Below are 22831 nucleotides of genomic sequence, written 5' to 3' on the forward strand. Positions count from 1 at the left end.
TGCTTTATTATCAATGGCTTAACTATAATCTATAACCATTACATCATCGCTATGAATCTATGAATTCTCATCACTTGCGTAAACAGTTACGTCAACAACGTCTACGCTTATCCAGGCGCCACCGTAATCGCGTCGCTTATCAAGCACGACGAAGTTTAAATCGACTACAGCATCCTGCTTTAACTGGCAAAAACGTCAAGATCGGGATTTTTGCCGATGCCTTTGGGGAGATGCCTACCCAACCGCTGATGGATTGGGCGAGACAGCGCGGTTATCGTATTTATTTACCTGTCGTCACCGGCAAACATCAGCCGCTGGTATTTATCCAATTTAGCCAAAAAACTTGGCGACAATCTCGCCTACCCAAACACCCACTGGGTATGCGCCAACCTGAGAAAGGAAAAATGCTTAACGTCGCGGCGCTTGATGTATTGTTTATGCCGTTAGTGGCAGCGGATAAAATTGGCAATCGTATGGGGATGGGTGGCGGTTACTATGACCGCACCTTAGCCAAGGCTAAAAACAAACCGCTTAAAATTGGCTGGGCTTATGATTTTCAATTGGTTGAAAAATTAAATGCTAATCCTTGGGATATCACGCTTGATGCCCTTATCACGCCGAGTAACCTATGGATATTCCGACGCTATTTGGTGGAACAATCCCATGCAAAAAAATGACAACTCCCTGTTTCAACATGTGGTGATGACCTCACCTTCCGTAACCGACAATGACGCTGATATTGAGATTAATATTGATAGCGATACCCATACCGACACTAGCCAAGTCCATCAACCCTTATACCCATCAAGCGGTGAATTAAGCAATTCAGAAATTGCCAGTGTCATGAATCCCGCTAGATTAACGCAACTTTTAACCCAAGCTGATGCCTTTACCCGAGTGAATTCTGAAGACTTGGACGACTTTTAGATACGTATAAGCTAGACATGCATAAATTGAACACGTATCAACTAGCCTAAAAAATTAGATAAATATAAATCAATATTACAGCGGCATTAGGCTCAGTGCACGATTGCGGTGGTTATTTTCAGCGCTTTGTTACCAATTTATTGCCCTTGGCTGGTCGTTTTTTTCCCCTTTGTGTGACCAGCCTTGCAATTTTTTGCATTGACGCCATTTATATTTTTAAGTCTATCAGCAAGCCATCATTTGCTCACAAATGGTCAGTTGCTTGTTGTGTTATTTAAGGGGACATAGTATATGCAAGATGATGTTTTAATGACAAATCCAGAATCATCTGAGTCGCAAGAATTCACTACGCTACCATTGTTAGCTTTACGTGACGTTGTGGTGTATCCACAAATGCAAATTGCTTTATTTGTGGGTCGTACGCCCTCAGTCAAAGCAGTCGAGCTTGCGCAAAATGAATTTGACAATAAAGTATTGGTGGTGGCACAAAAAGACTCACTATCTGAAGACATTGATGCCAGCAATCTATTCGAATATGGTACGGTGTGCCGTGTCGTCAATACCATGCCACATGAAAATGACGAAAATTGCATCAAAGTGCTGATTGAAGGTCTTTACCGTGCCAAATTGGTCGATATCCAAGACACCGATGAGGAAGAAGCGGTATTACTGGCCGATTTTGAAAAAGCGCCTATCACCGTGAATATGAGCGCTAAAACGCAAAAATCGCACAAAGAAGCGTTAGTTGCTTTGTTTAGTAAATATGCCGAAAACCGCCTACGTAACTCACGCGAGTTAATTCGTGTGGCTGAGCGTATCACCCAACTTGAAGAGTTGGTATATTTCATTGCGACGCGTGTCTCACTCAATTTATCGATTAAACAAAACTTTTTGGAAGTCGATGATTTGACTGCGCATATCAAAGAGTTGTCAGACTATTTGATTCAGCAAAGTGCCGAGCACAATATCGAGCAAGAATTACAAGAAGCGGTCCGTCGCCAGATGGAAAACAACCAGCGCGAGTATTTCTTAAATGAAAAAATGAAAGCGATAAAATCTGAGCTTTCTGACCTTCATGAAGAACGTGGTGAAAATTATGACGATGACGACATTGCTGAGCTAGAAAAACGTTTAGCGGAAGCCGATTTGCCAGAAGCGGTGCGTAAAAAAGCAGAAAATGAGTTTCGTAAACTCAAAACCATGCCTGCTGCCTCTTCTGAGTCATCGGTCGTGCGCAACTATGTCGAGTGGATTTTAGACACCCCTTGGAACAAAACCAGTGATGTCTCAATCGACCTCAATAGAGCCCATGACGTGCTTGACACTGACCATTATGGTTTACAAGACGTGAAAGACCGCATCTTGGAGTTTTTGGCAGTGCAATCTCGCGTGGATACCTTAAAAGGTCCGATTCTTTGCTTAGTAGGTCCGCCTGGGGTGGGTAAAACTTCTTTAGGTGAGTCCATTGCCCGTGCGACAGGTCGTGAGTTTATCCGTATGGCATTGGGCGGCGTGCGAGATGAAGCCGAAATTCGTGGGCACCGACGTACCTATATCGGTGCTATGCCAGGTAAAATCGTACAATCACTTTCAAAAGTGGGCGTAAAAAATCCGCTATTCTTACTCGATGAAATCGATAAAATGGCGCAAGATTTTCGTGGTGACCCTGCTTCAGCGCTGCTTGAAGTGTTAGATCCATCGCAGAATCATAGCTTTAACGATCACTACTTGGATATGGATTTAGACTTATCACAAGTGATGTTTATCTGTACCGCCAATAGTATGGATATCCCGCCTGCGTTACTTGACCGTATGGAAGTGATTCGTCTGCCAGGTTATACCGAAGATGAAAAAATCAGCATCGCCGATAAATACTTAGTACCAAAAGCGATTCAGCAAAATGGCTTAAGTGATACTGAAATTGATATCACCGATGAGGCACTCAAAGCAATTGTACAACGCTATACCCGTGAAGCAGGTGTGCGTAACCTTGAACGTGAAATCAACAAAATCGCCCGCAAAGTGGTGAAACAAAACGTTGAATCATCGGGCAAAGACAAAGCGGAAGATAAAACCGCGGCACACAAATTAACGGTCGATAGTTCAAATGTCGCTGATTACTTGGGTGTATACCAATTCGATTATGGCTTGGCGGAGCAAGAACCTGAAGTCGGTCGCGTCACAGGTTTGGCTTGGACCCAAGTCGGTGGTGAGCTGTTGACCATTGAAGCGGTTGCCGTGCAGGGTAAAGGTGAACTGAGTTTTACAGGTTCACTAGGCGATGTGATGAAAGAGTCGATTCGTGCGGCGATGACGGTAGTTCGTGCCCGTGCTGATAGCTTAGGCGTCAGCTATGATAAGCTCAAAGGCACAGATATCCACGTGCATATGCCAGAAGGTGCGACTCCCAAAGACGGTCCATCTGCCGGTATTGCGTTAACGCTTGCGTTAGCCTCTGCGATGACGGGTATTGCTATTCGCCCCGATATTGCCATGACGGGTGAAGTTACCTTGCGCGGCAAAGTGTTACGTATCGGTGGCTTGAAGGAAAAACTGCTTGCAGCGCATCGTGGCGGTATCAAACACGTGTTGATTCCAAAATCCAATGAGCGTGACTTGGTTGATATTCCTGACAATGTCAAACAAGGCTTAAGCATCCAGCCAGTAGAAACGATTGATGAAGTATTTAAAGCCGCTTTGGTATCACAGCCTGTGGCGTTAAAACCCAATCAATTGCCAGTCGATGCCAGTGACGTTAGTTTAAAAAGTTAATTCACAAAGCTAAGCTCACACTGAAGTAAAAACTGAAATTAAATAATAATGAAATACAAAAAAAGCTGAGATTGATTCTCAGCTTTTTTTATGCAGGCAAAAATTATTCCACCGATTTTTCACGCGGCAAATCACCTTCTTGAGAGGCTGATGCCATGTCTTTATCCAACTCATAGAAGCTTTGATTATCCGCCTTATCTTTTGATGCCAAGGCAAATTTATCACGTAGATTATTGATTAACGCTTCTTCTTCGATTTGTTCTTTGACAAACCATTGTAAGAAATTAAACGTTGCCCAATCGCGCTCTGCCATGGCTTGGTCCACAAGTGCATAGATTTTTTTTGAATTTTCTAACTCATGTTGCCAAACGTCTTCGATACAGGTTTCAAGACTGACAGGATTATCACGCGGTGCAGGAATTGCTTCAATTTTAGCTTCGCCACCACGCTCATTGATATAGGCTAAAAATTTGAACATATGGTTACGTTCTTCAGCGGAATGCTTGTAGAAAAAATCTGCAATGCCTGGGTAATTGTTCACTTCCGCCCAGCTACCGAGCGCAATATATGCTTGCGCTTGTGTGGCTTCTTCCATCATTTGCTTGTTTAGCGCTTGTTCCATTGCGTCTGAAATACGTTTATCGTTTGACATGTTATTTTCCTCTGATGATTTTTTTTGTGGCTAATTTTATAAGATGGCTAATCTTGACTAGACAACGTTATCTTATGATTGGCTACCAAGATTGGCTATATAGTTGTTAAGGATAAAACAGAGCATTACCAACACTATTGCAGTTATTTAATTGCATTGGTAATGACGCTCACAGTATAGATAAAAAGCTGGCAATAAACAGGATTTTTTACTCAATTTAGCTGAAAGATACACAAGCCTTTAACATAAAAATACGGGGTAAAACGCGCAAGGTTATTACGAATTTTTCCTCGCTATTCAATCGCTTTGTTTTGCGTTGCCAACCAACTAAACACACAATTAAGCGCCATTAAAATGGTTAAAAACCCCATCGATAACGTCCAAGTATGACTCAAGTCTTTAAGCCACCCTGTCACAATCGGACCGGTTATCGCGATGCTATAACCCACGGTTTGTGCCATTCCCGACAGTTCAGCGGCTTGTTGGCTATCTTTTGATTTTAAGGTAAAAATCATCATACATAAGGTGAAAATCACCCCACATCCAAAGCCTGATGCAATACTCCAAACCCATACCCAGCCTTGTAAGGGCAAAAACCCAAAGCCAAACACGCCCACCAAATTTCCCACTGCGGCAAGCAACGCTAACGTGCGTAAATTCCACTGGCTAGAGACCCATTTAGTCAACAGTAAAATCGAAGGAAAAGCGACCAATTGAAACACCATGCCCACGTTGCCTGCTTGCGCTTTGCTCAGCCCTTTATCAATGAGTAACGACGGTAAAAAACTGGCGAGCGTATAATAAATTAGTGATTGCAAACCCATAAACGCACTAATCCACCATGCCATCGGGATTTTCCAGACTGATTTTCGGCTTAGTTGTCCTGCTTCGGCAACCGCTTGATTAATGACTTGAGCATCATGGCTGCTAATTTTTTGCCGAAGCCGCAAATGGGCGACCATTAGCCAAGCCGCTACCGCTGCCACAGAGACCCAGCCCCATACCCCCAGTGCAAATTGCCAATTGGACAAGCTGACAAGCCACATCGCAATGCCTGACGCAAAGCCAGCAAACACCGACAAAAACATCGAATAGCTTCCCATCACAAGCCCAATGTGATTGGGGGTGTATTTTTTGATGACGGCCGGGATTAATACATTGCCGAGTGAAATCGCCAACGATAGCAGCACCGTACCCGCTAGCAAAAATCCTAATTGCGGATGCGCCACCCGCACAAAAATACCGATAGCAAGCAAACTGGTTGCCAAAATCATGGTGTTTTCTAAGCCAATCCGCCGTGACAGCATAGGCGCAACAAACGAACTCGATGCAAATGCCATGACAGGAATCGTACCAATCAAACCAATGGTTTTGGTCGTTAACCCCAAATCTTGCTGAACCAGTTTTGCTACCGCACCAAACCCAATAATGGGCGCGCGCATATTGATAGCCAATAATAAAATGGCAATGACTACCGTGATAATTAATGCCTTGATCGGGGCAGTTGCTACCGACATCTGAGACGCGTTAGCAGCAGGGGGAATATTCGACTCGCTCGATTGCGACGCTGAGAATTTCATACATCTTCCAAAATTTTAACTAGGTAATCTATTAGCACGGGTGATTTAATAAGCTTATTTTAACGGGCTTAGTTTAACGGGCTTGAGTTAAAAGGTTATCTTTTAACATATTCGTCAAGCCAGCGCACGGTTTATTCACATAACGGCTAAAAATTCACTGTCTATCCGTCTTGCTCAACCGTTGAGCCCAAATTTTATGATATTAGTGGGCTGCGGTAGATAAATTTTTAACCAATTTATGCTACTATGTATTGTTTGTGCCAGCCTTTGGCGCATTGGTTTGGTAAATTGACTTAGCAAATTGACTGGCCACATTGATTTAACACATTGATTATCTTGTAAGGATTTGTCATGGTGGATACGCTTACTTCAAACGCAGATGCAACACCCGAAATTAACACTCGACTGTGGAGTACCTTGATTCGCAACCTAACGCCCTATACACCGGGTGAACAGCCCAAGCATGACAATCTGTGTAAGCTTAATACCAATGAAAACCCTTTTCCACCCTCCCCCAAAGTCGCTGAAGCCATCGCACAAGTTTTGCTCAATCAAGCCGATCATTTAAAGCGCTACCCCGCCCCAGAATCCGATGAACTCCGTGCGGTGATGGCACAAGTTTATCAGGTAGCCCCCAATCAAATTTTTGTCGGTAATGGTTCTGATGAAGTTTTGGCGCATATTTTTGCTTGTTTTTTTGTCAAAGACCGTTCGGTATTAACCCCTGATATTGGTTACAGTTTTTATCCTGTGTATGCCGATACTTTCCACGTGGATTTGGTGACCATTGCGCTCAAAGCCGATTTTAGCATTGATGTTGATGACTATCGCCGCCCGTGTAGTGGTATTATTATTGCCAATCCCAATGCACCAACTGGGGTGCTTTTGCCGCTGGCGGATATTGAAAAACTTCTACAAGAACATCGCAATGCGGTGATTGTGATTGATGAAGCGTATATCGATTTTGCAGACACACCCAATGCCTCTGCCGTCAGTTTGATTGATAAATATGATAACCTAGTGGTGACCCAAACCTTTTCAAAGTCTCGCTCGTTAGCAGGGCTGCGTGTCGGCATGGCGTTTGCCAATCACTCACTCATTGAAGCATTAAATCGCTATAAAAATAGTTTTAACAGCTATCCCCTAGATCGCCTTGCCCAAGCAGGTGCAGTTGCCAGCTTACAAGATAACGATTATTTTGTTGCCTGCAACCAAAAAGTCATCGCACTACGCCATGATGTCACGCAAGCTTTGACCCAATTAGGCTTTACTGTCTTGCCTTCACAAGCCAACTTTGTGTTTGCCAAACCACCTGCTTTAATGGGGGAAACCATACAGGTATTTGAAAAATTGCGGGCGCAAGGGGTGATTGTTCGTCATTTTAACAAACCAAAAATTAGCGATTATTTGCGTATCACCATCGGTACGGCAGAACAAAATCAGCGCTTACTAGATACCTTAACAAATTTGGTTTGACCGCTGTGAGTGACCCTAGCATGCAGTTTTTTATCAAATGCCAAAATATCGAGACAGGCGAGGTGGTGACTTATCGCTTTGCTCATCAAGCACAGTTATTGGCATTTAGCCAAAAACTGGGTCGCAAAAAATTGGCGATTGTGGATACCCATATCGCCTTTTATGATATTGAGCTAGTGTTTAATCCATTTGAGGACGAAAGCGTGCCCATCAGTGCAGCTGAACTCAATACCGCACTTGATGGCAAATTTTGTTAACCGTCATTTTGCAAAATTTTTAGTAAATTTCCTACTTTATCAAAACATTCTTGGTATTCTGCATCACAGTCTGACGCAATCGTGATGCCGCCGCCTGCCCACAGACTGACATTACTATCTGAAGCTTGTAGCGTACGAATCAGCACATTCCATTGCCCTGTGCCATCAAAATTGAGATACCCCATGGTACCACAGTAAGCCCCGCGCGGTTTGGCTTCCAATTCATTGATGATTTCTACCGCGCGCTTTTTGGGGGTACCCGTGATTGAGCCCGCGGGCAGACTTTCAAGCAATACCGTCCAAGGGCTGATGTTATCTTTGAGGGTGGCGGTGATAGTGCTCACCATATGGTGCACATTGCTAAAACTTTCGATATCAAACAGTTTTGGAACTTTTACCGTTCCAGTCTTGGCATATTTTCCCAAATCATTGCGCAGCAAATCGACAATCATGACATTTTCGGCGATGTCTTTTTCGCTACGGGCAAGTTCCTTTTTATTGGCTTGGTCAGCGGCTACATTTTGTCCACGTGGGCGTGTACCTTTTATCGGTTTGGTAATGATGCAATTTTCGCCTTGGGCATTGTTGGCAAAAGTAAAAAATAACTCGGGCGAGCAGCTTAGTAGTTCAAAATTGTTTAACCCAAGATAGCCTGCAAACGGGGCGTTAGTCGAGTAATGCAAGCTTGGTAGATAATCCACCAACTGCTGATTGGACAACTGACCTTGCCAGCACTGAGTAAGATTAATTTGGTAGCAATCGCCTGCTGTTAGGTAGTCTTGGACTTTGTAAAAGGCTTGCTTATACGCAGATTTTTGCCATAAAGGTAACAAGCTAAGCGGCTTTGGTGTAGGAAGCTGGGCGTCACTGACTAAATCATTTAGCCAGTTTTCGATATTGACGGCTTGCGCCATGGCTTCCTCAGTGGTGGTATGTAAATGCCACTTCTGGTGCTGATAGGTCAAATAAATATCATAATGTCCCAAAAATAGCTGCGGCTGATTGGGCGTTAAGTAACTGGCTTCCCCGTGAGTTGCACTTGCTTGCACATGGTTTGCATTTGCTAAATGATGCGCTGATAAATCGTAGCTAATAAATCCCATCAAGCCATCTTGGTAGCCCACATTAGCCGTATGTTGGATAGCAGACTGCTTAAGTGATAGCTGTTGATAAGCCTCAAGCGCAGCAGTTAATTCGCCAATATCAATAGCCTTAGCTGCCCTATTAGTGGCAGTATCAGCCCCAGTATTAATCACGGTATCACAGTACCCAAAATCGTCGAATGAGCAATTTTGACGATTTTGGGTAAGCTGATATAGCTGATTTTGAGAATGTATTTCAAATATTGTTTTGGGCAATAAACCAATAACATTTTGACCCTCGTTATTGAGCCAAAGCGGATAGATTGCTTGATTATTTGTCGTATTAAACTGCTGTAACAGGGTGATGAGTTGAGAGGGCACAAGATGTTGTAAACTTGGCATTGGGTACATGCTTTACCTTTATGATTATATTTAGCGTCAAAAAAGCGATAACAATCGGGTAACTGTCATCGCCTATTTTTATCAATTATGATCGTCCATCAGTATTTATTCAACAAACTTTTTGATGATTAAACTTGCATTGGTACCACCAAAGCCAAAGCTATTGGTCATTATAGTGTTTAAATTGACTTGACGCGTTTCACGGACGATATCAAAATCTGTGGCTTTCTCATCCAAGGTTTCAATATTGATATTGGGCGCAATAAAGCCTTGATTGAGCATCAATAAACAATAAATCAATTCTTGCACCCCTACCGCACCCAAGCTATGACCTGTCATTGATTTGGTCGAGCTAATCGGTGGCAACTCACTTCCAAACACTTGGCGAATCGCTTCAAGCTCAGTGATATCCCCAATCGGCGTACTAGTGCCATGAGTATTGATATAGTCAACGGAGTTTAAGCCTGCTTGTTTAAGCGCTTGTTTCATACAGTTGACCGCACCTACCCCACTGGGTGCCACCATATCCGCCCCATCAGAGCTTGCGCCATAGCCAACAATCTCTGCCAAAATAGTCGCGCCGCGTTGTTTCGCAGAGTCTAGGCTCTCAATCACCACCATGCCACCACCGCCGGCAATCACAAAGCCGTCTCGATCTGCATCGTAAGGGCGACTGGCGAGTTGCGGCTTGTCATTATATTGTGTGCTCATCGCACCCATACCATCAAACATACAAGATTGTGTCCAGTCTTCTTGCTCGCCGCCCCCTGCAATCACGATGTCTTGCTTACCCAATTGAATCAGCTCCATGGCATGACCCACACAATGCGTTGAGGTCGCACAAGCTGAGGCAATAGAGTAGCTAACCCCGCCAATCTTTAACCCCGTTGCAACACTGGCTGATACCGTACTTGCCATGGTTTTTGGCACTGCCATGGCGCCGACACCGCGCAAGCCTTTTTCACGCATTGCATCGACCGCTGCCGCCACATCGGCACTCGATGCCCCACCCGAACCTGCTACCACGCCAATATTGGTATTGTGAGCAATATCTGCTAATGACAATCCTGCTTGCTCGATTGCTTGTAGCGCACTTAGATAGGCGTATAAACTGGCTTTTGACAAAAAGCGTTTAAGTTTGCGATCGATATGCGAGGTATCTAGGTTATCGTCATCAATACTACCTGAGACACAGGCTTTAAAGCCTTTTTCTTGATAAATCGGATTGAATACCAAGCCCGATTTGCCTTGCTGTAGCGACTCGCTGACTGTGGCTAAGTCATTACCAATACACGAGATAAGTCCTGCCCCTGTGATTACAACGCGCTGCATATACCATTCCTTTTGGTTTAATCAATTGATGATAAATATCACGCTATTGTACCCCTCTGAATTTCACCTGCCTAGTTTTTCCCCAAAAATGTTACAAAATATTTCTTAGACCACGACTATGGTTAGTTATGTTGTCTTAATCCAATATAGCTACACGCACAACATTCAACTAAATCGACAAAAGATATCATTGTGTAACGTCTCTTTACGCATTAAAGTTGAAAAGTGCGGTCACTTTCTTTACGCTGTTTTACTACGACAGTATTTTCCAATAAAAAAGCATAATCTTAAGGATAACTCTCATGTCAGCCTCTACTTCTATTAGCCGCCGTGTTTTTGAAGCCCTAGGTCACAAATTAGCACAACTGAGCGCAAAAGATACGATACAAACCAAACCCTTAGCGGATATTGATTTTGATAGCCTTCAACAAGCGTTATCAAATGATAAAAACGCGTTTCATGAGCATATTCCCAAACTATCAAAAAAACTACTTGGTAAAACCCCATTTGGCAGCTATACCAAAATGGCCACCTCACTAATCCCCAAGACAAGTTTTGATAAAGCAACGGATGCGGTTTTTTCCCAAGTCGGCAAACTGTCGCAAAATTGGGCGAATTTTGATTTGGCGCGTGATGCGCGTTTTAAAGACACTTTGGTTGCTAGTGAACGACAAGCCCTAGCCCGTAGTATTGGCGATCAAAACCGTGCTTTAGCTACCTTGGGTGGACTTAGTAACTTGGCGGGTTTACCCGGTATTTTGGTAGATACAATGTGGTTGTTGGCGGTGTGTTTGCGGACGATTTTCCAAATCAGTGCAATTTATAACCGTCCGTTGACGGGACAACAAGGTATCGCCATCGCTTATGAAATTTTAGCTAAAGTGGATCTCAATAAATTGCAAGAGAAGCAAACTTTGCTCGCAGGTTTGGGTATATTTGAAGCGATGACCGACCAGTCAATTGAAGAGTATAGAGCGGCAGTACTTGCCGAAGAAGACAGCCAATCAGCGATGGGGATATTAACCAAACTAGAAGAACTATCGACGCAGTTTAATATCAACATTGAGCAGTTTAATTTCGGTTTTTTACATAAAGTCATTCCACTCACTGCGGTTGGCTTGGGTACGGCTTACAACAATATTATTATCAATGAAGTGATTGAAATTGCGATGTCGGTATTTGCCCCCGCGCCAAAGTTGACCCATATGACTGAAGAATAATTTTGCATTAATATACCAAGGTAAAAGCTAGCTGTTTGGCTTTTGCCTTTTTTATTGGCTATAGCTAGTGCTGACTAATTTAAGGCTAGTTACTATTTACTATTTACTATTTACTATTTACTATAAAGCTTGTTAATTTAAGTCATGTTATACAAACTTTTACACAACCCGTCAGCAACGTCACATTTTTAACCATCAATATCAACGTTATTCACCAAACCTAAAAAGACTAACCCGCTTAAATTTGGCAAAATAGCTTTAACAACGGATGACAAGCTTAATAACCAATAACGATGATAACCCCAATAAATAAAAATAAAATGTCAGTACATCACGTTGTTAGTTTAAAAAAAATTATAAAAAAAATAAGAAATTTAAAAGTACAATTATTTAAAATTATCGTCATTAAATTGAATTTTTTGCAATCATTGAATAATAACAATAAGTAATAAATGAGCTAGAACCAATGCGTTGACTTTTAACCGATAATTTATTTAAGGTTTTCAAAGTTAACGCATTGGTTCTTTTAGTTTTAGTCTTTTTTATTTTAGTCTATTGTGATGTATATTCACAGTGTGTTAGATACTCTGTGCTCGATAAGCACGATGTTTGATAGTTTACCTTCCCCTACTTTTTTCAAATTTTTCTAACAATCACCATCTACATCATCTGAGTAATTTTTTAGTTGATAAAACCAACAAAAATCTCTATAATACGCTGTCCTAAAAATAGCTTATCAGCGGTTTTTAGAGATTTTTTGACAACAAACGGGAGAGAGTGCCTTATGGCAACTACAAATCAATTAATTCGTAAAGGTCGCAATACCATTACTGAAAAATCAAAAGTGCCAGCATTAAAAGCTTGCCCACAACGCCGTGGCGTGTGTACCCGTGTATACACTACCACACCAAAAAAACCAAACTCAGCGATGCGTAAAGTATGCCGTGTACGTTTGACGTCAGGTTTTGAAGTGTCAAGCTACATCGGTGGTGAAGGTCACAACCTACAAGAGCACAGTGTTGTACTTATCCGTGGTGGTCGTGTAAAAGACTTACCAGGTGTTCGTTACCATACAGTTCGTGGCGCACTTGACTGTGCAGGCGTAAAAGATCGTAAACAAGGCCGCTCAAAATACGGCGCAAAACGTCCTAAAGCATAATTTTAGCCGTTTTTTACCCCATTTTTTAACATTGTTTGCATAGTTGATTATAGTTTTACAATACTATGCAGTAAGGCTGGTGAAAAGCAACCGCTTAGCTACCAGACTACCCTGAATACACAAGGAAATTATCATGCCTAGACGTCGTGTCATCGCTGCCCGTGAAATCCTACCAGATCCTAAATTTGGTAGCAAAACACTTGCTAAATTCATTAACCATGTAATGGTTGACGGTAAAAAATCAGTTGCAGAATCAATCGTATACGGTGCATTAGACCGTGTTGTAGAAAAAAACTCGGGCGTTGATCCTGTCCAGTTTTTTGAAGATACGTTAGAAAGAGTTCGCCCAATGGTGGAAGTAAAAGCTCGCCGTGTGGGTGGTGCTACCTACCAAGTTCCTATGGAAGTACGTCCCTCCCGTCGTACTGCATTAGCAATGCGTTGGTTAGTTGATGCGGCTGCAAAACGTTCTGAAAAATCTATGGCTTTACGTTTAGCAGGTGAATTGCTAGACGCAGCTGATGGCAAAGGTAATGCACTGAAAAAACGTGACGAAGTTCACCGTATGGCTGACGCAAACAAAGCGTTCTCACACTATCGTTTCTAATTGATACTGATTGCTATCACCTAGGTAGCAATTAGCTTATAATAGATAGATGATATTGGGTGACTTGAAGTTTGCAAATTTAGCCCAATATTGCATATTGAAAAAGAAGCTTGTCATGCATTTGTCATGGCAAGCTCTTATCATACAGCACTTATGTCAAGAGTAAGGCTTTCTTTTATCTAGTTGGTTGTCGATCTTTCAATCAAACGTTAAAACTAATTATTATTCATTTTAAGACATAACTGTTTATTGATAATGGAATAATTTTAATCTTTAGTCCTTAGGAATTAACTATGGCACGTACAACACCCTTAAATCGCTACCGTAATATCGGTATCTCTGCACATATTGATGCGGGTAAAACGACAACAACTGAACGTATTTTGTTTTATACAGGTAAAAACCATAAGCTAGGTGAAGTGCATGAAGGTGCTGCAACCATGGACTGGATGGAACAAGAGCAAGAGCGTGGTATTACTATTACCTCAGCGGCAACGACTTGTTTTTGGTCTGGTATGGGTCATCAATTCCCAGAGCATCGCATTAACATCATTGACACCCCCGGCCACGTTGACTTCACCATTGAAGTAGAACGTTCAATGCGTGTACTTGACGGTGCATGTATGGTTTACTGTGCGGTTGGTGGTGTACAGCCTCAGTCAGAAACAGTATGGCGTCAAGCGAACAAGTATAAAGTACCGCGTCTTGCGTTCGTAAACAAAATGGACCGTACAGGTGCAAACTTCTTCCGCGTTGTTGACCAAGTAAAACAACGTCTTGGTGGTAATCCTGTGCCTGTGGTTGTGCCAATCGGTGCAGAAGATACTTTTGAAGGGGTTGTTGACCTTCTAGAAATGAAAGCCATCATTTGGGATGTCGCTTCTCAAGGTATGAAATTTGAATATGCAGAAATTCCTGCTAACTTGGTTGATATCGTCGATGAATGGCGCAACAACATGGTTGAGGCAGCTGCTGAATCTTCAGAAGAGTTGATGGATAAATACCTAGAAGAAGGTGATTTATCACGTGAAGATATCGTAGCAGGTTTACGTGCACGTACCTTAGCGGGCGAAATTCAACCAATGCTTTGTGGTACTGCGTTTAAAAACAAAGGCGTACAACGTATGCTTGACGCGGTTATCGAATTCTTACCAGCACCAAATGACGTTGATGCGATCAAAGGTGTGTTAGATGACAAAGCCGAAACTGAAGCGACTCGTGAATCATCGGATGATGCACCATTTGCTGGTCTTGCGTTCAAAATCATGAATGACAAATACGTGGGTAATTTAACCTTCGTCCGTGTTTATTCAGGTGTTGCTAAACAAGGTGACTCTGTTTATAACCCAGTGAAAATGAAACGTGAGCGTATTGGCCGTATCGTTGAGATGCACGCTAACTCACAAAAAGAAGTGGATGAAGTTCGTGCAGGTGACATCGTTGCATTTGTAGGTCTAAAAGATGTAACCACAGGTGATACGCTATGTGACGAAAACAATATCATTACGCTTGAGCGCATGGAATTCCCAGATCCTGTTATTTCATTGGCAGTGGAACCAAAAACCAAAGCTGACCAAGAAAAAATGTCAATCGCGCTTAACCGTTTGGCAAAAGAAGACCCTTCATTTCGTGTTCACACCGATGAGGAATCTGGTCAGACTATCATCAGCGGTATGGGTGAGCTGCACTTAGAAATTCTTGTTGACCGTATGAAACGTGAGTTTAGCGTTGAAGCCAACGTAGGTGCACCACAAGTAGCTTACCGTGAAACGATTCGTAACACCGTTGAGCAAGAAGGTAAATTCGTACGCCAAACTGGTGGTCGTGGTAAATTCGGTCACGTATGGTTACGTCTTGAGCCACTTGACACGGCTGATGGCAAAGAATATGAATTTGCTGAAGAAGTGGTTGGTGGTGTGGTACCAAAAGAGTACTTTGGTGCGGTAGACAAAGGTATTCAAGAACGTATGAAAAATGGTGTTCTTGCAGGTTACCCAGTCGTTGGTATTAAAGCAACACTGTATGATGGTTCATACCATGACGTTGACTCAGATGAGTTGTCGTTCAAAATGGCAGGTTCTATGGCCTTCCGTAAAGGCTTTATGAATGCAAACCCTGTTCTACTTGAGCCAGTTATGAAAGTAGAAGTTGAGACACCGGAAGACTACATGGGTGATATCATGGGTGACTTAAACCGTCGCCGTGGTATGGTGCAAGGTATGGATGATATGTTTGGCGGCGTTAAACAAATCCGTGCGGAAGTACCACTAGCCGAGATGTTTGGTTATGCAACCCAATTACGCTCAATGTCTCAAGGTCGTGCAACCTACTCAATGGAGTTTGCAAAATACGCTGAGACACCACGTAACGTTGCTGATGAAATCATCAAAAAATTCACTCATAAAGATGATGACGAATAAATTTGATGGGCAATTTGATGGTTAAACCCAATCAAATTCTTCTATCCTATTCGACACTGAAAAAAATTATAAGTTAGCTAATTTGACCTGTTAAATTTAATGGGTCAAATTTTCATAACCTATAAGCGTTGATAATAAAGTAAATGACCTAATAGCATTAGGTTAATATTAACAAAAGAGGATTAAATTATGGCAAAGGCCAAGTTTGAACGTACTAAACCACACGTTAACGTAGGCACCATTGGACACGTTGACCATGGTAAAACAACCCTAACAGCTGCGATTGCGACCGTAGCAGCAAAACACAACGGTGGTGAAGCCAAAGACTACGCGTCAATTGACTCAGCCCCTGAAGAAAAAGCCCGTGGTATCACCATCAACACCTCACACATTGAATATGACACCCAAGCACGTCACTACGCACACGTAGACTGTCCTGGCCATGCTGACTATGTTAAAAACATGATCACTGGTGCCGCACAGATGGACGGCGCCATCCTAGTCGTATCAGCCACTGACGGCCCAATGCCACAAACCCGTGAACACATCCTACTATCACGCCAAGTAGGTGTACCATACATCATGGTATTCATGAACAAATGTGACATGGTTGATGACGAAGAACTACTAGAACTTGTCGAAATGGAAGTACGTGAACTACTATCAAGCTACGACTTCCCTGGCGATGACACCCCAATCATCAAAGGTTCTGCCCTAGAAGCCCTAAACGGTGGCGAAGGCAAATACGGTGAACCAGCCGTACTAGAACTACTTGACACCCTAGACAGCTACATCCCAGAACCAGAACGTGCGATTGACAAACCATTCTTAATGCCAATCGAAGACGTATTCTCAATCTCTGGTCGTGGTACTGTAGTAACAGGCCGTGTAGAATCAGGCGTCATCAAAGTTGGTGAAGAAATTGAAATCGTTGGTATCAAACCAACCGCAAAAACCACCTGTACTGGCGTTGAAATGTTCCGTAAACTGCTAGACGAAGGTCGTGCAGGCGAGAACTGTGGTGTACTACTACGTGGTACCAAACGTGAAGACGTACAACGTGGTCAAGTATTGGCTAAACCAGGTTCAATCAAACCACACACCAAATTTGACGCAGAAGTATACGTACTATCAAAAGAAGAAGGTGGTCGTCACACCCCATTCTTAAATGGTTACCGTCCACAATTCTACTTCCGTACCACTGACGTAACTGGCGCAATCCAATTACCAGAAGGTACAGAGATGGTAATGCCTGGCGATAACGTTGAAATGAACGTAGAGCTAATCCACCCAATCGCAATGGACCAAGGCTTACGCTTTGCAATCCGTGAAGGTGGCCGTACTGTAGGTGCGGGTGTTGTTGCTAAAGTTAACGACTAATCGTTAGCGAGCATACAAAAGAGTCACTTCGGTGGCTCTTTTTTTATACCTGCTTTTATGCCTGGCCTTTTGCCAAAATTTTATTTACCACTAGAATTTACGATTCTTTTAGGTCATTTTAGACAATAAAAAAAGCCAAGCGCTAAGCTTGGCTAAATTATACCTCAATAGATGCTAGTGTAGACCGCTGATATAGTCAGACAATACTTTGATATCGTTATCCGATAATTTTGAGGCTACGATTTGCATCATGCCTTTATCGCCTTTCTTAGCTGCATCATTCACACGCACTTGTGATGGGTCGGTCACCTCGTCTTCACGACCTGCCGCCCGGAATAGTTTTAATTGGGTCGCGATATAGGCTGAATGCTGACCCCCAATACGTGGAAAAGCGGCTAAATCGTTACCATTGGCTTTACCACCGTGACAGCCTGCACAAGGAATCACACCGCGTGTACTATTACCACCATAATACAATTTTTGTGCCACGGGAGCGTAAGCAGGATTGGCATAACCTACCCCCCAACGTGGTTGGCTTGCATAATAACCTGCCACATTCGCCAGGTCTTGGTCATTTAATTTTGCCACTTGCGATGACATAATAGGATTGACACGCGCGCCTGATTTGAATTCGGTTAGCTGTTTATAGAGATACTTAACGTTTTGTCCGCCAAGGTTAGGCTGTGCAGGAACACTACTAACACCATTGACGCCATGACAAGCACCACAAACTGATTCAGCAATAACCTTACCTTTGGCAATGTCATATTTTGGTACGGTAACAGCTGCAGAACCGCTTACGCTGGCAATTAAAAGGCTTGCGGCAGTGAGTATTTTTTTCATCGGTAACAATTCCTACTAAAGCGTGTTGGTTATGACTCACAATGAGCTAGCGACAAAGGCATTACTTACAATATCAAAGCAACACCCAGTTATCATCATATATATTTATTGCTTTAACACTGGTGAATGTATCTACTAAGTTACAATATTATAGCAAGACAACCATGCGCTTGTCTGCAAAATTTGTAGGCTACCCTATTAATGAACGCTAATCATATGGCTAATACGGCATTTAAGTTAGCTAAATGATTTTAAAACACCGAGGGTTTTGTCGATTACAGTGACAGTCATGATTAAAACCATAATCGAATAATTGATATGGCTGATTATTATGCCATAACTCGATAATCATGTAAAAGTCATTTGCAGGTTGGCAAGCGGGTTTCACTACAAAAAATATCTCACAAAACAGCGGTAGCAAGTGCTCAAAATTTTGGGTTATGGGTATTTGCTGATACAATAGCGCTTTAACATTAAGATTATGTGCTGATGATGGATTTTACTAACACCCTTGCGCCGACTGCGATTACTGACGATAGTGATGCGGCAAAACGCTGGTTGCATCAAACCCAATTTATGCTGTCTGCCCCTACTTTCAAACTGTGTCCTGCCGATACGGGTCGCGAAGTTGCTTTTGCTGGCCGCTCAAATGCTGGTAAGTCCTCTTGCATTAATGCATTGACCCAGCAGCGCCAGTTAGCCCGCTCCTCCAAAACCCCAGGTCGCACCCAAATGATTAACTTTTTTAATATGGGCAATTTGGATCAGCGGTTGGTGGATTTGCCAGGGTATGGCTATGCCGCCGTGCCCGAGGCGATGAAAAAAGAATGGCAGTCAGAGCTGGAAAAATACCTAATTTCGCGTAAAAGCCTCGCAGGTTTAGTGCTGCTCACAGACATTCGCCATCCACTAAAATTCTTTGATGAGCAAATGCTACACTGGGCAAAAGACGGTGAGCTTGAGGTTCATGTGCTATTAACCAAAGCCGATAAGCTCAAATATGGTGCTGCCAAAAACACGTTACAGCAAACCCGCAATCAGCTTAATAAATTAAAATTGCCGTTTAGTATTCAATTATTTTCTGCCCAAGATAGAATTGGTCTCGAAGAACTGTCACTGAAACTTGCCAGTTGGTTGGCGCTACCGGAGCAGGATGAGCCAACGGATAATGAACCTACGTTAGCCGTCTAATCGTTAAGATGGTTTAAACTGATTGGCGTCTTGTACTTGGTTGATTTGCTGATTCAGCAGTGCTAGCAAAGATTGGTTACTAGGTAGCTGCTTTGCTAACGATTTGGCTTGGGTGAGTGATGTCACCGCGTCTTTTAGCTCATTGCGCCATAACTCGCTATACGCGCGATAGCGTAACGTATTGATGCGATGAATCAGTTGCTCATCGCCGCTACGATGTTTTGCAAGTAGTTGACTGGCTTGTTGTAATCGATCCCACACCATGACGTCACGGGGATTTTGCTTGGATAAGGGTTGAAGCAGCGCTAATACTTTTTGACCACTTTCTGCAGTAGGTCGATATTTTAAATAAATGTCACTTAGATAGCGTGGCACATCTGTGCGCTCAGGATACACAGAAGCGAGTTGCTGCAATTTAGCGATTGCCACATCGACATTGCCTTGCTGCGCCGCTAACTGGCTAAATGTCACGACTGCTAGGGGATTGGCGAGCGTATTGATGTCCTTGTCAAAATCCTGCATTAAGCTTTGTGCCGCTTTGGGTTGTCCGTTATCAAGATAATAATTAATCAGCGCAAGCTTGGCACCTTCACTGGTTTTCGCCCCTTGTTCCAAATCGGCTTTGTTTACTAGATAGCCATAGTAGCGAGCACGCCACTGGATTTGTTCAAACAGTTGCGCACGCTGCTGTTGAATAGATTGATAACGGTTTGATGCCATATTAGCTTGGCTATCACGCTTGTAAGTTGCGACTCGCGCCCTTGCTTCACTGATTCTATCTGCGGTGAGCGGATGGCTTAAAATAAAACTGGGAATCAAGGTGTTACTTTTGACAGGGTTTTGTTGGTCTAGGGTGGCAAAGAAACTGGGCATGGCATTGACGTCATAGCCCGCTTGGTTCATGATTTGCATGCCAATACGGTCGGCTTCTCGCTCTTGACCGCGGCTATAGGAAGCAGCAGCGTTGGCAGACATCGCCTGAGAGCCTAGCATGACAGCGGCAGCGGCATCACCATCCCCGACTTTGGATGCTGCGACGCCCGCCAAAAGACCGCCTGCCTGCATCAGTAGCTGTTTGGTTTTTTCATCATTGCGATGTTGATAATGGCGCTGGCTGACATGAGCAATCTCATGCGCGACGACGCTCACTATTTCATCCAGACTTTTAGCTTTATCCAACAAACCGACATTGATGCCGATAAGCCCAGACGGTACTGCAAAGGCATTGATTTGCTTGTCATTGATAATCACTAGCCCCATGGGTGCGTTGAGACCTGCTACCGCATTGATTTGCCACACAATTTGTTCAAGCGATTGCTGCAACCAAGGGTCTTTTATCAGCGCTGCATTGCCGTTGATTTGTCGAAGCGCCCACTCACCGACTTGGCGATTTTGCTCGGTATCGATGAGCGCTTGTCCATTGTCCATAGAGGCTAATTGGCTATTCACCTTGGTAGGCTCAGCACTTGCAATCATGACTGGATTAAAAGCAGGCGCACTTTGATAGGAGAAGTTATCTAACGCAAAAACCGCTGTTGATAGGGTACTTAATATAGCTACTATGAGCGTTTTTCTTAATAAATAACTAGCAGATAAATAACCAGCAAATGGATTGATGGGCATGCGCGACCTTTGACAGCGAATTAGCTTAGAATGGTGGTTAAAAAATGGTGTTTAAAAAAAAGGCAAATGCTAAATAATACTGCTCAATATACAAATTTCAGCAGCTTTAAAAAGCCAAATTTTGTAATGATATCTTGCTGCAATCTACCGACCACTAAGTACAGGATAAAGGTTAGATTTTCAAAAATATAATGCTAACTTTGATTTATCTCAATCGTCTACACTTGTAATTTAGCCTATAATAACCACCTAACACACTTTAAATTTTCCAGTAGCGATTTTATTACCATGACGGATTCTTCTCAGATTACGCTAAATCCTGCCTTACTCTCAGATGACGCCTTTTGCCAAGATTGGGGATTGTTTCGCTCAGGCGAACATAACAATCTCAACATCAATGCTCAAATTGAGCACTATGTAAATGGTAAAGGACTCGCCTGCCCGATGCCGCTGCTTAAACTTAAAATGGCACTAAAAAAGACCGCGTTGGGTCATGCGGTGTATGTGACCGCAACCGACCCTAACAGCAAGCGTGACATCGCAGCTTTTTGTCAGCATGCCGGATATACACTCGTACAGCACACATCAATCATACCGTCTGAAAATACAACAGACACAATCTTTCACTCGATCATAACCAAAAATTGCTAAACGCCTCTTACAAAAAAGCTGGCTTTAAGGCATACTAAATAACAGAAATTAAAGGACAATTGACAGGCTATTTCATGGCTACAAAGACCAAAACAACGACAATAAAAAAGACTGCCAACGCAAAAAAATCGACCAAGCTTGACGCTAAGCTGGGTGACGATCCACACGCTGCATTTGATGACATCGATGACGACGAACTCGATGAATTTGACGAGCCAGACTTTGATAGCTTAGGCGACGACGATATCGACCTTGCACAGCTCCCTGATAGTTATGATGACTATGATGAGTTGGTGGACGAGGATGATGACGACTATGACGATGAGTTTGCTGAAAAACCACGTAAGACTGCATCGCGATCCCGTCAAAAGAAAGCCATGACCAATGCCCTTGTTCCTACCATGCCGACTGCGCTATCTGCGCCTGGGGTAAATTTAGGCGCGTATATCAACGCGGTTCATCAAATTCCTATTTTGACGGCAGAGCAAGAACAGGAGCTAGCGCATCGCTATACTGACGAAGGGGATGTAGAAGCAGCACGACTGCTGGTTATGTCGCATCTGCGGTTTGTGATTCACATTGCGCGCAGTTACTCTGGCTATGGTTTGCCACAAGGTGACTTGATTCAAGAAGGCAATGTCGGCTTGATGAAAGCGGTGAAACGCTTTGACCCAAACAAAGGCGTGCGTTTGGTGTCTTTTGCGGTGCATTGGATCAAAGCTGAAATCCATGAGTTTGTGATTCGCAACTGGCGTATCGTCAAAGTCGCGACCACCAAAGCGCACCGCAAGCTGTTTTTTAACTTGCGCTCACTGAAAAAAACCAACAACCAGTTAACGCTGGAAGAAGCCGAAGCGATTGCCAAAGACTTAAATGTTACTGTCAAGCAAGTGCTAGAGATGGAAAGCCGTCTGACTTCGTATGATGCATCGTTTGAAGCACAAAGTGATGATGAAGACGAAGGTCGCTATGCACCGCAGTATTTTTTAGAAGATGCGGCTGACCCAGCCGATATGGTAGAAGATGCTGATTGGGAAGAAAATAACAATTCAGCCTTGATGGAAGCGATGGAAGATTTGGACGATCGTTCGCGGGATATTGTACAGCAGCGCTGGCTCAATGAGCAAAAAGCGACCTTGCACGAGTTGGCGGCGGAGTATAATATCTCCGCGGAACGGGTACGCCAAATTGAAAAAAATGCCATGGATAAAATCAAAGAAGCCATGTTAGCCAATACCCATTTGCAGTTGGATTAAA

At 43.2% G+C, this 22831-nt stretch carries 19 protein-coding genes; 13 read left to right on the plus strand and 6 right to left on the minus strand.

All coding sequences use genetic code 11. The features are described 5' to 3' along the window. Window positions 1–59: 59 nt before the first annotated feature. The 3 genes from RT084_RS07900 (at window position 60) to lon (ending at window position 3699) form a co-directional block, all read left to right on the plus strand. On the plus strand, window positions 60–677 hold the full coding sequence (locus RT084_RS07900) for a 5-formyltetrahydrofolate cyclo-ligase (protein WP_312385578.1): 618 nt from the start codon (window positions 60–62) through the stop codon (window positions 675–677). After that, on the plus strand, window positions 664–927 hold the full coding sequence (locus tag RT084_RS07905) for a hypothetical protein (RefSeq protein WP_312385577.1): 264 nt from the start codon (window positions 664–666) through the stop codon (window positions 925–927). Before RT084_RS07900 ends, RT084_RS07905 begins: the two co-directional genes overlap by 14 nt. 291 nt (window positions 928–1218) lie before the next feature. Then, complete coding sequence (lon, locus tag RT084_RS07910; RefSeq protein WP_312385576.1) at window positions 1219–3699, plus strand: endopeptidase La; 2481 nt, start codon at window positions 1219–1221, stop codon at window positions 3697–3699. Between the two features lie 103 nt (window positions 3700–3802). Here the strand turns inward: lon and RT084_RS07915 are convergent, their stop codons facing one another. Together RT084_RS07915 and RT084_RS07920 are read right to left on the minus strand one after the other, a co-directional pair. Then, window positions 3803–4351: a ferritin gene (locus RT084_RS07915; protein ID WP_060994576.1), complete on the minus strand. Its 549-nt coding sequence runs from the start codon at window positions 4349–4351 to the stop codon at window positions 3803–3805. 293 nt (window positions 4352–4644) lie between these two features. Continuing rightward, on the minus strand, window positions 4645–5931 hold the full coding sequence (locus tag RT084_RS07920; protein WP_312385574.1) for an MFS transporter: 1287 nt from the start codon (window positions 5929–5931) through the stop codon (window positions 4645–4647). Between the two features lie 351 nt (window positions 5932–6282). Between RT084_RS07920 and hisC the strand changes: the two genes are divergently transcribed. Both hisC and RT084_RS07930 read left to right on the plus strand, forming a co-directional pair. Then, window positions 6283–7407, plus strand: coding sequence for a histidinol-phosphate transaminase (hisC, locus tag RT084_RS07925; RefSeq protein WP_219331568.1), 1125 nt, complete (start codon window positions 6283–6285; stop codon window positions 7405–7407). Between the two features lie 20 nt (window positions 7408–7427). Further along, window positions 7428–7664 carry a hypothetical protein gene (locus RT084_RS07930; protein ID WP_227716800.1) on the plus strand — a complete coding sequence of 79 codons (237 nt, stop codon included), beginning with the start codon at window positions 7428–7430 and terminating at the stop codon, window positions 7662–7664. On the opposite strand, the gene RT084_RS07935 is transcribed toward RT084_RS07930, so the two are convergent. Together RT084_RS07935 and RT084_RS07940 are read right to left on the minus strand one after the other, a co-directional pair. Then, entirely contained in the window at window positions 7661–9148 is a 1488-nt protein-coding gene (locus RT084_RS07935; protein WP_312385573.1) for an anthranilate synthase component I family protein, read from the minus strand. The two genes, RT084_RS07930 and RT084_RS07935, sit on opposite strands and share 4 nt — an antisense overlap. Window positions 9149–9253: 105 nt before the next feature. Next, entirely contained in the window at window positions 9254–10480 is a 1227-nt protein-coding gene (locus RT084_RS07940) for a beta-ketoacyl synthase N-terminal-like domain-containing protein (protein WP_096489217.1), read from the minus strand. 302 nt (window positions 10481–10782) lie between these two features. Here RT084_RS07940 and RT084_RS07945 point away from each other — a divergent pair, with 302 nt between their 5' ends. The 5 genes from RT084_RS07945 (at window position 10783) to tuf (ending at window position 17266) form a co-directional block, all read left to right on the plus strand. Beyond that, window positions 10783–11700, plus strand: a complete 918-nt coding sequence (locus tag RT084_RS07945) for an EcsC family protein (protein ID WP_312116551.1) — start codon at window positions 10783–10785, stop codon at window positions 11698–11700. Window positions 11701–12484: 784 nt separating this feature from the next. Continuing rightward, the gene (rpsL, locus tag RT084_RS07950; protein ID WP_007116468.1) at window positions 12485–12859 is read left to right on the plus strand and encodes a 30S ribosomal protein S12; all 375 of its coding nucleotides are present in this window, start codon (window positions 12485–12487) and stop codon (window positions 12857–12859) included. Window positions 12860–12992: 133 nt separating this feature from the next. Next, window positions 12993–13466, plus strand: coding sequence for a 30S ribosomal protein S7 (rpsG, locus tag RT084_RS07955; RefSeq protein WP_007116467.1), 474 nt, complete (start codon window positions 12993–12995; stop codon window positions 13464–13466). Window positions 13467–13759: 293 nt separating this feature from the next. After that, window positions 13760–15886, plus strand: a complete 2127-nt coding sequence (fusA, locus tag RT084_RS07960; RefSeq protein WP_219334243.1) for an elongation factor G — start codon at window positions 13760–13762, stop codon at window positions 15884–15886. A 189-nt stretch (window positions 15887–16075) separates the two neighbouring features. Continuing rightward, complete coding sequence (gene tuf / locus RT084_RS07965; RefSeq protein ID WP_007117403.1) at window positions 16076–17266, plus strand: elongation factor Tu; 1191 nt, start codon at window positions 16076–16078, stop codon at window positions 17264–17266. Window positions 17267–17440: 174 nt separating this feature from the next. Here the strand turns inward: tuf and RT084_RS07970 are convergent, their stop codons facing one another. Further along, on the minus strand, window positions 17441–18109 hold the full coding sequence (locus RT084_RS07970; RefSeq protein WP_312385569.1) for a c-type cytochrome: 669 nt from the start codon (window positions 18107–18109) through the stop codon (window positions 17441–17443). A gap of 489 nt (window positions 18110–18598) precedes the next feature. Between RT084_RS07970 and yihA the strand changes: the two genes are divergently transcribed. Next, the gene (yihA, locus tag RT084_RS07975; RefSeq protein WP_312385568.1) at window positions 18599–19300 is read left to right on the plus strand and encodes a ribosome biogenesis GTP-binding protein YihA/YsxC; all 702 of its coding nucleotides are present in this window, start codon (window positions 18599–18601) and stop codon (window positions 19298–19300) included. Window positions 19301–19303: 3 nt separating this feature from the next. Here the strand turns inward: yihA and RT084_RS07980 are convergent, their stop codons facing one another. Next, window positions 19304–20923 (minus strand): M48 family metalloprotease, encoded by a 1620-nt coding sequence (locus RT084_RS07980; protein WP_312539369.1) that lies wholly within the window; start codon window positions 20921–20923, stop codon window positions 19304–19306. 288 nt (window positions 20924–21211) lie between these two features. On the opposite strand from RT084_RS07980, the gene RT084_RS07985 reads away from it, so the two are divergent. Next, entirely contained in the window at window positions 21212–21574 is a 363-nt protein-coding gene (locus RT084_RS07985) for a sulfurtransferase TusA family protein (RefSeq protein ID WP_312385566.1), read from the plus strand. Window positions 21575–21648: 74 nt separating this feature from the next. Beyond that, the gene (gene rpoH, locus RT084_RS07990; protein WP_312385565.1) at window positions 21649–22830 is read left to right on the plus strand and encodes an RNA polymerase sigma factor RpoH; all 1182 of its coding nucleotides are present in this window, start codon (window positions 21649–21651) and stop codon (window positions 22828–22830) included. Window position 22831: the final 1 nt, after the last annotated feature.

Origin of the sequence: Moraxella sp. CTOTU48717, from assembly GCF_032057165.1 — a bacterium.
In the GTDB taxonomy this organism is placed as follows: Bacteria; Pseudomonadota; Gammaproteobacteria; order Pseudomonadales; family Moraxellaceae; genus Faucicola; species Faucicola tetraodonis.

Excerpts from the sequence above, each read along its gene's own strand:
- RT084_RS07900 (WP_312385578.1), top strand. The coding sequence starts at position 60 with ATGAATTCTCATCACTTGCGTAAACAGTTACGTCAACAACGTCTACGC.
- RT084_RS07905 (WP_312385577.1), top strand. The coding sequence starts at position 664 with ATGCAAAAAAATGACAACTCCCTGTTTCAACATGTGGTGATGACCTCA.
- lon (WP_312385576.1), top strand. The coding sequence starts at position 1,219 with ATGCAAGATGATGTTTTAATGACAAATCCAGAATCATCTGAGTCGCAA.
- RT084_RS07915 (WP_060994576.1), bottom strand. The coding sequence starts at position 4,351 with ATGTCAAACGATAAACGTATTTCAGACGCAATGGAACAAGCGCTAAAC.
- RT084_RS07920 (WP_312385574.1), bottom strand. The coding sequence starts at position 5,931 with ATGAAATTCTCAGCGTCGCAATCGAGCGAGTCGAATATTCCCCCTGCT.
- hisC (WP_219331568.1), top strand. The coding sequence starts at position 6,283 with ATGGTGGATACGCTTACTTCAAACGCAGATGCAACACCCGAAATTAAC.
- RT084_RS07930 (WP_227716800.1), top strand. The coding sequence starts at position 7,428 with ATGCAGTTTTTTATCAAATGCCAAAATATCGAGACAGGCGAGGTGGTG.
- RT084_RS07935 (WP_312385573.1), bottom strand. The coding sequence starts at position 9,148 with ATGCCAAGTTTACAACATCTTGTGCCCTCTCAACTCATCACCCTGTTA.
- RT084_RS07940 (WP_096489217.1), bottom strand. The coding sequence starts at position 10,480 with ATGCAGCGCGTTGTAATCACAGGGGCAGGACTTATCTCGTGTATTGGT.
- RT084_RS07945 (WP_312116551.1), top strand. The coding sequence starts at position 10,783 with ATGTCAGCCTCTACTTCTATTAGCCGCCGTGTTTTTGAAGCCCTAGGT.
- rpsL (WP_007116468.1), top strand. The coding sequence starts at position 12,485 with ATGGCAACTACAAATCAATTAATTCGTAAAGGTCGCAATACCATTACT.
- rpsG (WP_007116467.1), top strand. The coding sequence starts at position 12,993 with ATGCCTAGACGTCGTGTCATCGCTGCCCGTGAAATCCTACCAGATCCT.
- fusA (WP_219334243.1), top strand. The coding sequence starts at position 13,760 with ATGGCACGTACAACACCCTTAAATCGCTACCGTAATATCGGTATCTCT.
- tuf (WP_007117403.1), top strand. The coding sequence starts at position 16,076 with ATGGCAAAGGCCAAGTTTGAACGTACTAAACCACACGTTAACGTAGGC.
- RT084_RS07970 (WP_312385569.1), bottom strand. The coding sequence starts at position 18,109 with ATGAAAAAAATACTCACTGCCGCAAGCCTTTTAATTGCCAGCGTAAGC.
- yihA (WP_312385568.1), top strand. The coding sequence starts at position 18,599 with ATGATGGATTTTACTAACACCCTTGCGCCGACTGCGATTACTGACGAT.
- RT084_RS07980 (WP_312539369.1), bottom strand. The coding sequence starts at position 20,923 with ATGCCCATCAATCCATTTGCTGGTTATTTATCTGCTAGTTATTTATTA.
- RT084_RS07985 (WP_312385566.1), top strand. The coding sequence starts at position 21,212 with ATGACGGATTCTTCTCAGATTACGCTAAATCCTGCCTTACTCTCAGAT.
- rpoH (WP_312385565.1), top strand. The coding sequence starts at position 21,649 with ATGGCTACAAAGACCAAAACAACGACAATAAAAAAGACTGCCAACGCA.